We start from the raw sequence: 11,263 nt of genomic DNA on the forward strand, positions 1-11,263 counted from the left end.
GAGCCCGGCGCTGCGCCGGGGGCCAGGCGCTGCGCCCGGGACCGGGGGCTGCGCCGGGGGCCGGGGGCCGGGGGCCGTGCCCGGTCGCTTTGGGCCGGTTCTTGCCGGGGCCCGGCGGCGTCTTCCGCCCGGGTGCGCCGTGTGCTGTGCTGGCGCGCATGGTTGACCGAGCTTCCGCCCCGGCACCGTCCCACCCGACGGCGTCGCTGCACCCGATGAACGTGCCCGCCCACGAGGCGGCCGACCGCTGCCGGGCCTTCCACCAGGTGATGGCCCGGCGCCGCACCGTGCGCGACTACGCGAGCCGCCCGCTGCCCGAGGGGGTGCTGGAGTGGGCGGTCCGGACGGCGGCGACCGCGCCGAGCGGCGCGCACGTGCAGCCGTGGCGGTTCGTGGTGGTCACCGATCCGGAGCGCAAGCGGCGGCTGCGGGAGGCCGCGGAGGCGGAGGAGCGGGAGTTCTACGCGCACCGGGCGTCCGAGGAGTGGCTGGCGGCGCTGGCCCCGATCGGCACCGACTGGCGCAAGCCGTTCCTGGAGGACGCGCCCGCTGTGATTGTGGTGTTCGAGGTGCACAAGGGCCCGAACTCGCCGCGCCCGTACTACACCAAGGAGTCGGTGGGCATCGCGGTCGGCTTCCTGCTCGCGGCCCTGCACCAGGCGGGCCTGGCCACGCTGACCCACACGCCCAGCCCGATGCGCTTCCTCAACGAGGTGTGCGACCGCCCGCCGGAGGAGCGCGCCGCGTACGTCATCCCGGTCGGCTACCCGGCCGAGGACGCCCGGGTGCCGGACCTGGTCCGCAAGCCGCTGGACGAGGTGCTGGTGCGGCTCTGAGCCGCCGCCCGCCGGGGTGGTGCGCCCGGGTGGCGGAGGGGATATCCGCTGGTCGGCGCGTTGCCGGATGGCGCATACTCCGTCCATGAGTCACTCCACCGACGCACCTGACAACGTTGCGCGACCGCTCACCGCGGGCCGCCCGCCCGAGCTGCTGCCCCTCGGCGGCGGCGCGCACCTGCGCCGCCGCCGGGTGGCGGACGCCGCCGGGCTGAACGCCGCGGTGATCGCCAACCTGGACCACCTGCGTCCGTGGATGCCCTGGGCCCGGCAGGCGCCGACCCTCGCGGAGAGCGAGCAGCTCTCGGTGGCCGGCGAGGCGGCCTGGGAGCAGGGCACCGACTTCATGTACCTGCTCGGCCTGGACGCGGACCCGGCCGCGGTCGTCGGCGGCTTCGGCCTGCACGGCCGGATCGGCCCGGGCGCGCTGGAGATCGGCTACTGGGTGCACCACGAGCACACCGGCCGCGGCCTGGCCACCGCCGCCGCCCGCGCGCTCACCTCGGCCGCCCTCGCCCTGCCGGGCATCACCCGCGCCGAGATCCACTGCGACGAGTCGAACGCCGCCAGTGCCGCCGTGCCGCGCAAGCTCGGCTACGTCCTGGACCGGATCGAGCCGGCGGTCCCGACCGCCCCGGCCGAGACCGGACGCAAGATGATCTGGCTGACCGGGGCCTGAGCGCCCGCCGGCGCGCGCGACGAGGGGACGGCCCGGCGGGCCGTCCCCTCCGGCGTTCCGGGAGCGGACCCGCGCCCCCGCCAGCGCTCAGCGGTGGGCGAGCCGTTCGATCAGCGTCTGCCAGCCGTCCGCGAGCAGGGCCCCGAGGTCCTCCTCCGCGCAGCGGCCGGCGGCCGGGGCGGTGGGGGGCAGGTCGGCGACCAGGAAGAGCAGCGGGGGGCCCTCCAGGGCGCTGGCGAGCTGGAGGGCGAGGGTGTCGAGGTCGGGGAGGCCGAGGGCGGCCTGGGCGAGCAGCATCCGGATGTGCGGGCGGGAGAAGTTGGGGCCGACGGCGGGCGGGACGGGGCCCTTGCGCTCGAAGGCGGCGCGGGCGATGTGGTGGCGCTCCAGCAGGAAGCGGGTGCGGGCGCGGCCGTAGGCGATCAGCCGGTCGACCGGGTCGCCGCCGGGGCCGAGCGGGGGCGGGCCGGACAGCACCTGGCACTGGAAGCGCTGCTCCTCGGCGTCGAGCAGGGCGCGGAAGATCCCGGCCCGGGTGCCGAAGCGGCGGAAGACGGTGCCCTTGCCCAGCCCGGCGCGTTCGGCGAGGCCGTCCATGGTCAGGTGGTCCGCCCCGAGTTCGGCGATCATCGCGCGGGCGGTGCAGAGCAGCACCTCGCGGTTGCGGGCCGCGTCCGCGCGTTCGGTGGGGGGTTTCCCGAAGGGGACCAGGGGGCTGTCCATGCCGCCAATTTACCCGGCGAGAGAAACGGGGTAAAGTCCGTTTACGTCGAGTGCGGCGCCTCCGGGCCCGCACCTGCGCCCTGTCGCACCCGCCCGCCCGCGCCACCGCCCTCCCGGCGGGGTGCGAACCGAGGAGTACTGTCATGCACCTGTTCCGCCTGGACGCCAGCATCCTGCCCGGCACCTCGACCAGCGCCGAGCTGGCCACCGCCGCCGAGACCGAGTGGACCGCCGCCCACCCCGAGGGCACCGTCACCCGGCGCAACCTGGGCACCGACCCGCTGCCCGGCGACGCCTGGACGCACGCCACCCTGGCCGCGTTCACCCCCGCGGACCAGCACACCCCCGAGCAGCGGGAGGCCGCCGCGCTCGGCGCCTCGCTGGCCGAGGAGCTGCGCGCCGCCGACGCCGCGATCATCGCCGTGCCGCTCTACAACTGGGGCGTCTCCCAGCACTTCAAGACCTGGGTCGACCTGGTCATCGCCGCGGCCGGCCCGACCACCGAACTGCTCAAGGACAAGCCGGTCCTCCTGGTCGCCTCGTTCGGCGGCGGCTTCGCCGCCGGCACCCCCCGCGAGGGCTGGGACCACTCCACCCCCTACGTCGAGCGCATCCTGCGCGACGTCTGGGGCGCCGACCTGACCACCGTCCGCCGCGAACTGACCATGGCCGCCGCCAACCCGGCGATGGAGAGCCTGCGCGACCTGGCCGCCGAGTACCACACCCGGGCCCTGGACGCCGCCGCCACCGCCGGCAAGAACCTGGCCCGCGCCTGACACCCCGCCCCTCCGGGCAGGCAGAAGCCCCGCGCGCCCGACACTTCGGGCCCGCGGGGCTTCACCGCACTGACGCAGACTCAGACCTCGCCGAGACCACCGGACTTGACCGCCGCGACGAACGCGGCGAAGGCCGCCTCGGGGAACACCAGCACCGGTCCCTGCGGGTCCTTCGAGTCACGGACCGGCAAGTGGCCGGGCAGCCCGGTCGGGGCCACCTCCACGCAGTTGCCGCCGTTGTCGCTGTAGGTGGACTTCACCCAGCGCAGCTCGGACAGGTCGACGTCGGTCACGAAAGCTCCTCGAAAGCACCGGACTTGACCGCCGCGACGAACGCGGCGAAGGCCGCCTCGGGGAACACCAGCACCGGCCCCTGCGGGTCCTTCGAGTCACGGACCGGCAAACGACCGGGCAGCCCGGCCGGGGCCACCTCCACGCAGTTGCCGCCGTTATTGCTGTAGGTGGACTTCACCCAGCGCAGCTCGGACAGGTCGACATCGGTCATGAGAGTTCCTTCCTGACAACCCGGATCCTGGCGAGTGAAGCGGCCGTAGACAGGGACTCCACCTGGAGCAGATCGTACTCCCTGGACCAGGTCGAAACCGCGTCCCGGCCGCGCTCCAGATGGCCCCGGCCCTGGGATTCCGCGTACCCGACGACCACCCGGTCGAGGAGGTCGAGCAGCACCAGCGGCATCGTGAACGGCGCGCGCTCGCCGATGTCGAACGGGGCGATCTGCAGGGTGATCCGGGGCCGCCCGGCCAGCTCCTCCAGGTGCCCCAACTGCTCGGCCATGACCGCCGGGCCGCCCACCGGACGCCGGATGCAGCTCTCGTCCAGGACGGCGTGCACGAAGGGCGGGTCCGTCCGGACCAGCAGCTCCTGCCGGGTCGCCAGGAAGGCGATCCGCGCATCGGCCTGCGCCTGGGTGATGCTCCCTCGCTGCACGGCCGCCGCCGCGAGCGCGGACGCGTAGGCCGGCGTCTGGAACAGGCCGGGCACCACGCCGAGTTCGAAGGTCCGCAGCCGACGGCACCGGGCCTCCGCCGCGGCGAACTCCGCGAAGCCCTCCAGCAGGCTGGCGTTCGAGTACTGACGCCAGAGCTGCTGGAACCGCTCCCCGGTCCCGAACACCTGGTCGGCCCTGACCGCGAGGTTAAGGGTTACGGGCTTCTTCCCTCTTTCCACGTACGAGAGCAGCCCGCCCGAGTACCCCATGCGCGCGGCCAGGGCCAGCTGGGACCATCCGCGCGCCCTCCGCGACCTGCGGAGTTCCTCACCGAAGCGCAGAGCCGGAGATGACGCACCGTCAACTTCTTGATCATCGCTCACCGCTGAAGCTCCTTAACTCGCCTGAACCGTCAACGGGCAAGTACTGGTGAGCGTAGTCGTTTCTGCCGATGCTGGTGACACACCGGAAGAAGAAGGACGCGGACGGTGACCGGCGCGCGGAGCGCGGTCCCGGCGCGCGTCGGTCCGGTGCCCTCCGGGGGCGTGGACGCCCCTTCCCGCCCGGCCCGAGCCCTGCGAGGTCCACCACCATGTCCGATCACCCATGCCCCGACCCGGGAGCGAAGTTGACGATCCGCGTCTACACGGCGCGGGCCGACGGCACCCGGGTCCAGGTCTCGTTCCGCACGTCCGACGAGCCGATCGGGCCCGCGCCGCTCTCCCCGCTGACCTGGCCGGCCTGCCGGTGTCCGCGGTGCGGTGACGGCGACGGCGGTGGGGAGCGGGCGTCGGATGCGGCCTGAGGGACAGCCGGAGGATTCCGAGGAGGAGGCGCGGCGGCGGGCCTGGGTGATCGCCGACCGGCTGACGCGGGCCGGTGGCGAGGAGGCCCGGCTGACCTCCGTCGCGGGCGGGTACCGGGTCGAGCTCCGGTCGACCCGGCCGGCGCCGGACGCGGCCGGGGTGCTGGCGGCCCTCGCGCTGGGCGACCGCTGGGGGCACCGGCGTTCGGTCCTCCCCGACGGCGGCGGTCTCGTGCAGGACAGCGTGTGGAGCGAGGTCCGGTCGGAGCCGCCCGCCCCACCGGGCACGGAGCGGGGGCGGGAGGGCGGTACCGGTGGTGTCGGCGAAGGGAGCCTTAAGGGTGGCTCAAGCGGGCCGGGGAACGCTTGACGGGCCTCGGCGGGCCGGGCATTTTGGGTGCACGGGGCGGTCCGGCCGCCCCCGGCACGGTGGTCGAGAACCCGCTTTCGGGCGGGTGTTGAGAACCAACCCCCACACGGCCCGGTCGCCGCGCTCCCCCACGGTCAGTACGCGCGGTCGGCCGGGCCGGTTCCGTGCCCGCGGGTCGGTGACGGGCGGTCAGGTGGACGCCCGGCGCGGCGGGTTGACGGGGTGCCACGGGCGGGTGAGGTTTCGTCCGCTCCGTTGACCGTCCGGGTCCGTTCGGGACCGGCCGGGACTACGATCGATCGATGACGGACACCACACGCAGAGCAAGCGACAGCACCGAACTGGCCGCCAGGTACCCGGCCCTGCACGCGCCGCAGCGCTGGGAGTGGGGCGGCATCGACGCCCAGTTCAGCACCGACCTGCCGCCGGACGAACTCATCACCAACATCCACCTGGTCGGCTTCGCCGGGGGCCGGGTCGTCCTGTGCCGGGACGTCCGCGGCCACTGGTTCCTGCCCGGCGGCACCCGGGAGGCCGCCGAAAGCGTCGAGTCCTGCCTGGAGCGCGAGCTGCGCGAGGAGGCCGGCGCCCGGCTGCTGGGGCCGCCGACCTGGATCGGGCACCACCTCGCCGTCACCGACTCGCCCACGCCCTACCGGCCCTGGCAGCCGCACCCGGTGAAGGCGTGGCTCTGGGGCTGGGCCGACGTCCTGGTCGACTCCGCCCCCACCAACCCGGACGACGGCGAGCAGGTGGTCGAGGTCCGCCCGGTCACCCCCGACGAGGCGCTGCGGCTGCTCGGCGACCACCGCGAGCCCTGGTGGTCCGAACTCGTCGCGCTGGCGGTCGAGTCCCGCACCGGCTGACCGGCGGCCCGGCCCCTCGGGGCCCGGCCGCCGGCGCGGGGCGGTGCCGCTACTTGCCCAGGCCCGCGCGGCGGAGGGCGTCGGCCATGGCGGAGTTGGCGGGGGCGGCGGCCGGGGGGCCGGGGCGGCGCTCCTGGCGCGGGGGCCGGGAGTCCCGGCGGGGGGACTGCTCGCGGCGGCTGCCGCCGGACGCGCCGGGGGCGGTCTCGTCGTCCAGGCGCAGGGTCAGGCCGATCCGCTTGCGCTGGACGTCCACGCTGGTGACCTTGGCGCGGACGATGTCGCCGGGCTTGACCACCTCGCGCGGGTCCTTGACGAAGTTCTTCGACAGCGCGGAGACGTGCACCAGGCCGTCCTGGTGGACGCCGACGTCGACGAAGGCGCCGAACGCGGCGACGTTGGTGACCACGCCCTCCAGCACCATGCCGACCTCCAGGTCGGAGAGCTTCTCGACGCCGTCCTTGAAGGTGGCGGTCTGGAAGGCGGGGCGCGGGTCGCGGCCGGGCTTGTCGAGCTCGCCGAGGATGTCGGTGACGGTCGGGACGCCGAAGGTCCCGTCGGCGAAGTCGCCCGGCCGCAGCGCGCGCAGCGCCGGGCCGTTGCCGATCAGTTCGCGCAGCTGCCCGCCGGTGGCGGCGAGGATGCGGCGGACCACCGGGTACGCCTCGGGGTGGACGGCCGAGGCGTCCAGCGGGTCGTCGCCGTCGGGGATGCGCAGGAAGCCCGCGCACTGCTCGAACGCCTTGGGGCCGAGCCGGGCGACGTCCTTGAGCGCCTTGCGGGTGCGGAACGGCCCGTTCGCGTCCCGGTGGGCGACGATGTTGTCGGCGAGCGTGCCGGTGATGCCGGAGACCCGGGTGAGCAGCGGCGCGGAGGCGGTGTTGACGTCGACGCCGACGGCGTTGACGCAGTCCTCGACCACGGCGTCCAGCGAGCGGGAGAGCTTGAGCTCGCTCAGGTCGTGCTGGTACTGGCCGACGCCGATCGACTTGGGGTCGATCTTCACCAGCTCGGCCAGCGGGTCCTGGAGGCGGCGGGCGATGGAGACCGCGCCGCGGATCGAGACGTCCAGCCCGGGGAGCTCCTGGGCGGCGAACGCGGAGGCGGAGTAGACGGACGCGCCGGCCTCGCTGACCATCACCTTGGTCAGGCCCAGCTCGGGGTGGCGCTTGATCAGGTCGGCGGCCAGCCGGTCGGTCTCCCGGGACGCGGTGCCGTTGCCGATCGCGACCAGGTCCACCCGGTACTGGGCGGCCAGCCGGGCCAGCGTGGCGAGCGCGGCGTCCCACTTGTTGGCGGGCTGGTGCGGGTAGACCGTCTCGTGCGCGACCACCTTGCCGGTGGCGTCGACCACGGCGACCTTGACGCCGGTGCGGAAGCCCGGGTCGAGGCCCATGGTGGCGCGCGTCCCGGCGGGGGCGGCGAGCAGCAGGTCGCGCAGGTTGGCGGCGAAGACCCGCACCGCCTCGTCCTCGGCCTCGGCGCGCAGCCGGGTGCGCAGGTCGATGCCGAGCCGGACCAGGATGCGGGTGCGCCAGGCCCAGCGGACGGTGTCGGTGAGCCACTTGTCGGCGGGGCGGCCGCGGTCGGCGATGCCGAAGCGGGCGGCGATCCGCTGCTCGTAGTCGCTCGCGCCGGGCAGGTCGGCCTCCTGCTCGCCGTCGTACGGGGAGAGTTCGAGGTCGAGGACCTCCTCCTTCTCGCCGCGCAGCATGGCCAGGATGCGGTGCGAGGGCAGCTTGGTGTACGGCTCGGCGAAGTCGAAGTAGTCGGCGAACTTGGCGCCGTCCTGCTCCTTGCCGTCCCGGACCTTCGCGACCAGCCGGCCGCGGGTCCACATCCGCTCGCGCAGCGAGCCGACCAGGTCGGCGTCCTCGCCGAAGCGCTCGACCAGGACGGCCCGGGCGCCCTCCAGGGCGGCGGGCACGTCGGCGACCTGCTCGTTCAGGTAGGTCGCGGCGAGCGCGGCCGGGTCCCGGCCCGGGTCGGCGAGCAGGGTGTCGGCGAGCGGTTCGAGGCCGGCCTCGCGGGCGATCTGCGCCTTGGTGCGCCGCTTGGGCTTGTACGGGAGGTAGATGTCCTCCAGCCGGGCCTTGGAGTCGGCGGCGAGGACCTGCGCGCGCAGCGCGTCGTCCAGCCGGCCCTGGGCCTCGATGGACTCCAGGACGGCGGTGCGGCGCTCCTCCAGCTCGCGCAGGTAGCGCAGCCGCTCCTCCAGGGTGCGCAGCTGGGTGTCGTCCAGGGCGCCGGTGGCTTCCTTGCGGTAGCGGGCGATGAAGGGAACGGTCGCACCCCCGTCGAGCAGGCCGACGGCGGCCTGCACCTGGTTCTCGCGGACGCCGAGCTCCTCGGCGATCTTGCGTTCGACGGGCATGGTCACGGTGCCGGTCACCCCTTCAGACGGTTGGGCGGTGTCGCCCGTGCATTCTGGCAGGTCCGACCGACGGACCTCCGGTGGACCGGGTGGCCGCTGCGGGCGTGGCGCGTTCCGGGGACGCGGGGGGACACGCGCCGGGGCGACCCGGAGGACGCCCGAATCGTCTGGTATGAGAGGTGAACGACTGTTTTGCGATCCTCCGTCAGCGCCGCTGCCGGAGCCCCCGTCAGCGCATGGGAGGACCAGGTGGCGCAGGCCCCCGCCCCGGCCGTCCGGACACCCGACCGGCCGGTCCGCTGGACCCGCCCCGCCACCTGGCCCCGCGAGGTGCTCGCCCTCGCCGCGTACTGGGTCGCCGGTCGGGTGCTGATGGTCGGGCTGATCCGCTCCGGCCGGACCGAACCCGCCATCGAGGTGCACCGGCTGTACCACGGCTGGTACCGGGTGCTGCGCACCGGCACCTTCCCGGTCGACGACGTCACCTGGCAGTACCCGCCGGGCGCGGCGCTGCCGATGCTCGCGCCGGGCCTGCTGCCGTTCCTCAGCTACCTCCAGGCGTTCGTGCTGCTGGCGCTGCTGGCCGACGCCGCCGTGCAGGCCGCCCTGCTGGCGGCCGGCCGCGGCCCGGGGCGCTCGGTCCGGGGGGCGTGGGCCTGGGCGCTGGCCCTGCCGCTGCTGCTCGGCCTGCCCTACGGGCGCTACGACCTGCTCGCCACCGCGCTCGCGGTCGGCGCGCTGCTGCTGCTCCCGGCCCGGCCCCGGCTCGGCGGGGCGCTGGCCGGGATCGGCGCGATGGTCAAGGTGTGGCCCGCGCTGGCCGTCCTGGGCACCCCGCGCGGCCGCACCACCCGGCAGGCGTGGACCGCCGCCGCGCTCTCCGCGCTGGCCCTGCTGCTGGTCCTCGCCGCCTGCTTCGACCACGCCCTCGGCTTCCTGCACGCCCAGGGCGGGCGCGGCGTGGAGATCGAGTCGCTGGGCGGCAGCGTCCTCCAGGTGGCCCGGCAGTTCGGCTGGTCCGGCCGGGTCGAGCAGCACTACGGCTCGTTCGAGTTCCTCGGCCGGTACGTGCACCGGATCTCGCAGCTGTCGCTGCTGCTGAGCGCCGCGGCCTTCGCCTGGCTGCTGCTGTGGCGGGTGCGGGCCCGCCGCTGGACGGCCGCCACCCCGTACGACGCGGCGCTGACCGCGGTGCTGCTGTTCACCGTCACCAGCCGGGTGATCTCCCCGCAGTACCTGGTCTGGCTGATCGGCCTGGCCGCCGTCTGCCTGACCGTGGAGAGCACCACGCAGTGGCCGGTCGCCCTGCTGCTGCTGCCGGTGGTCGGCGTCACCACCGTCGACTACCCGCTGTTCTTCGACGCGATGCAGGCCGGCGGCTGGTGGCCGACCGGGGTGATCCTGCTGCGCAACGGGCTGCTGCTGACCGCCGCGCTCTGGTCCGCCGCCCGGCTCTGGCGGGCCACCGCCTCGCCCGGGCCCGCGCCCACGCCCCGCGCGACCGACGCCGACGCCGACGCGCAGGACGATCCGCGCGGCGACCCGGACCCCGTCCCGACGGCCTGACGGACTGGCGGGCTGCCGGACCGCCGGACTGACGGCCTGTCAGGCGGCCAGGGGACGTACACTCCAGCAATGGCCGACACCGCACTGGACCGGCTCGCCGCCGGCAAGTACCTGCTGATCACCAGCTACAAGAAGGACGGCAGCGCCGTGCCCACCCCGGTGTGGGTGGTCCGGGACGGCGACGCGCTGGGGGTGTGGACCACCGCCGGGTCGTGGAAGGTCAAGCGGATCCGGCGGCGCGGCGAGGTGCTGGTCGGGCCGTGCGACGTGCGCGGCAACCCGACCGGCAAGCCGCTGCCCGCCACCGCCGAGATCGCGGACGCCGCCACCACCGAGCGCTACCGGCAGCTGCTGGCCCGCAAGTACGGGCTGGTCGGGCGGCTCACCCTGCTCGGCAGCCGGCTGCGCCGCGGCAAGGACGGCACCGTCGGGATCACCGTCCGCCTCGACCGGGGCTGACCCGGCGTCAGCCCTCGTACGGCAGCAGCTCGGGGCGCTTGGCCGGGCGCCCGTCCCCGGAGGAGCGCCCGCGCAGGCGGCGGCCGATCCACGGGCCGACGTGGGTGCCCAGCCAGCGGGCGTCGGCGCGGGCCCGCTGGACGCGGGTGCGGGGGTCCGGCTCGGCCAGCGGGGCCCGCCAGTCCTCGGCGGCCGGGCGGCCGAGCGCCTCCAGCACCGCCAGCGCGACCCGGCGGTGGCCCTCCGGGGACAGGTGCAGCCGGTCCTCGGCCCAGAGCCGGCGGTCGTCGAACACCGGCGCCGAGAACAGGTCGACCAGCACCACCCGGTCCGGGTGGTCCCGCACCACGCCCTCGACGAACGCCTTCATCCGCAGGATCGCGGGCAGCAGCCGGCGGCTGCCGGCCATCCGCCGGGTCGGGTCGGTGGAGGTGAACAGCACCACGGTGCGGTCCCCGGCGAGCAGCGCGCGGGTGCACGCGCCGAGCTGCCGCTCGACCTCGGCGATGTCGCAGCCCGGCCGGAGCACGTCGTTCAGGCCGCCCGCCAGCGTCACCAGGTCGGCGTCGGTCGCCGCGGCCAGGTCGACCTGCTCGTCCCGGATCTGGCCGATCAGCTTGCCGCGCACCGCCAGGTTCGCGTACCGGAAGCCGTCCGCCCCCGCCTCGGCGGCCAGCACGGCGGCGACCCGGTCCGCCCAGCCGCGGAACTGCCCGTCGGGCAGGGTGTCGTCGCACATCCCCTCGGTGAACGAGTCGCCCACCGCCACCATCGCCCGGTACTGCCGCACACCGCCTCCTGGAGTCGTCCGTCGCGGCCCCACCCTACCGAGGCGTACCGGACGGGCGGGGAGGGCGGCG

Annotated in this window: 13 protein-coding genes; 7 read left to right on the forward strand and 6 right to left on the reverse strand. The window is 75.1% G+C overall.

The window, feature by feature from the left end; genetic code table 11:
• Positions 1-158: 158 nt before the first annotated feature.
• The gene (locus tag ACIQVD_RS00605) at positions 159-836 is read left to right on the forward strand and encodes a nitroreductase family protein (RefSeq protein WP_402285039.1); all 678 of its coding nucleotides are present in this window, start codon (positions 159-161) and stop codon (positions 834-836) included.
• An 85-nt stretch (positions 837-921) separates the two neighbouring features.
• A complete protein-coding gene (locus ACIQVD_RS00610) occupies positions 922-1,515 on the forward strand; it encodes a GNAT family N-acetyltransferase (protein ID WP_400688799.1) in 594 nt (197 codons plus the stop codon).
• An 87-nt stretch (positions 1,516-1,602) separates the two neighbouring features.
• Here ACIQVD_RS00610 and ACIQVD_RS00615 read toward each other — a convergent pair whose 3' ends face one another.
• Entirely contained in the window at positions 1,603-2,238 is a 636-nt protein-coding gene (locus ACIQVD_RS00615) for a TetR/AcrR family transcriptional regulator (RefSeq protein ID WP_199846950.1), read from the reverse strand.
• A gap of 143 nt (positions 2,239-2,381) precedes the next feature.
• Between ACIQVD_RS00615 and ACIQVD_RS00620 the strand changes: the two genes are divergently transcribed.
• Entirely contained in the window at positions 2,382-3,014 is a 633-nt protein-coding gene (locus ACIQVD_RS00620) for an FMN-dependent NADH-azoreductase (protein WP_400688795.1), read from the forward strand.
• An 80-nt stretch (positions 3,015-3,094) separates the two neighbouring features.
• On the opposite strand, the gene ACIQVD_RS00625 is transcribed toward ACIQVD_RS00620, so the two are convergent.
• Genes ACIQVD_RS00625 through ACIQVD_RS00635 form a run of 3 tightly spaced genes read right to left on the reverse strand, consistent with a single transcriptional unit; the run spans position 3,095 to position 4,346 of the window.
• The gene (locus ACIQVD_RS00625) at positions 3,095-3,307 is read right to left on the reverse strand and encodes a DUF397 domain-containing protein (RefSeq protein ID WP_402285042.1); all 213 of its coding nucleotides are present in this window, start codon (positions 3,305-3,307) and stop codon (positions 3,095-3,097) included.
• A complete protein-coding gene (locus ACIQVD_RS00630) occupies positions 3,304-3,519 on the reverse strand; it encodes a DUF397 domain-containing protein (RefSeq protein ID WP_402285044.1) in 216 nt (71 codons plus the stop codon). The genes ACIQVD_RS00625 and ACIQVD_RS00630 overlap by 4 nt, the downstream gene beginning before the upstream one ends.
• Positions 3,516-4,346 carry a Scr1 family TA system antitoxin-like transcriptional regulator gene (locus ACIQVD_RS00635; RefSeq protein WP_402285046.1) on the reverse strand — a complete coding sequence of 277 codons (831 nt, stop codon included), beginning with the start codon at positions 4,344-4,346 and terminating at the stop codon, positions 3,516-3,518. The genes ACIQVD_RS00630 and ACIQVD_RS00635 overlap by 4 nt, the downstream gene beginning before the upstream one ends.
• A 209-nt stretch (positions 4,347-4,555) precedes the next feature.
• Here ACIQVD_RS00635 and ACIQVD_RS00640 point away from each other — a divergent pair, with 209 nt between their 5' ends.
• Together ACIQVD_RS00640 and ACIQVD_RS00645 are read left to right on the forward strand one after the other, a co-directional pair.
• On the forward strand, positions 4,556-4,768 hold the full coding sequence (locus ACIQVD_RS00640; protein WP_402285048.1) for a hypothetical protein: 213 nt from the start codon (positions 4,556-4,558) through the stop codon (positions 4,766-4,768).
• 672 nt (positions 4,769-5,440) lie between these two features.
• Positions 5,441-6,004: an NUDIX hydrolase gene (locus ACIQVD_RS00645; RefSeq protein WP_402285050.1), complete on the forward strand. Its 564-nt coding sequence runs from the start codon at positions 5,441-5,443 to the stop codon at positions 6,002-6,004.
• Positions 6,005-6,053: 49 nt separating this feature from the next.
• Here ACIQVD_RS00645 and ACIQVD_RS00650 read toward each other — a convergent pair whose 3' ends face one another.
• Positions 6,054-8,378, reverse strand: a complete 2,325-nt coding sequence (locus ACIQVD_RS00650) for a Tex family protein (RefSeq protein ID WP_400689263.1) — start codon at positions 8,376-8,378, stop codon at positions 6,054-6,056.
• Between the two features lie 249 nt (positions 8,379-8,627).
• Between ACIQVD_RS00650 and ACIQVD_RS00655 the strand changes: the two genes are divergently transcribed.
• Positions 8,628-9,944: a glycosyltransferase 87 family protein gene (locus tag ACIQVD_RS00655; RefSeq protein WP_402285052.1), complete on the forward strand. Its 1,317-nt coding sequence runs from the start codon at positions 8,628-8,630 to the stop codon at positions 9,942-9,944.
• A gap of 69 nt (positions 9,945-10,013) precedes the next feature.
• Complete coding sequence (locus ACIQVD_RS00660; RefSeq protein ID WP_100835638.1) at positions 10,014-10,403, forward strand: PPOX class F420-dependent oxidoreductase; 390 nt, start codon at positions 10,014-10,016, stop codon at positions 10,401-10,403.
• A 7-nt stretch (positions 10,404-10,410) separates the two neighbouring features.
• Here ACIQVD_RS00660 and ACIQVD_RS00665 read toward each other — a convergent pair whose 3' ends face one another.
• Entirely contained in the window at positions 10,411-11,193 is a 783-nt protein-coding gene (locus ACIQVD_RS00665; protein ID WP_400688779.1) for an SGNH/GDSL hydrolase family protein, read from the reverse strand.
• Positions 11,194-11,263 lie beyond the last annotated feature (70 nt).

Origin of the sequence: Kitasatospora sp. NPDC090308 (genome assembly GCF_044769485.1) — a bacterium.
Classification (GTDB): domain Bacteria; phylum Actinomycetota; class Actinomycetes; order Streptomycetales; family Streptomycetaceae; genus Kitasatospora; species Kitasatospora fiedleri.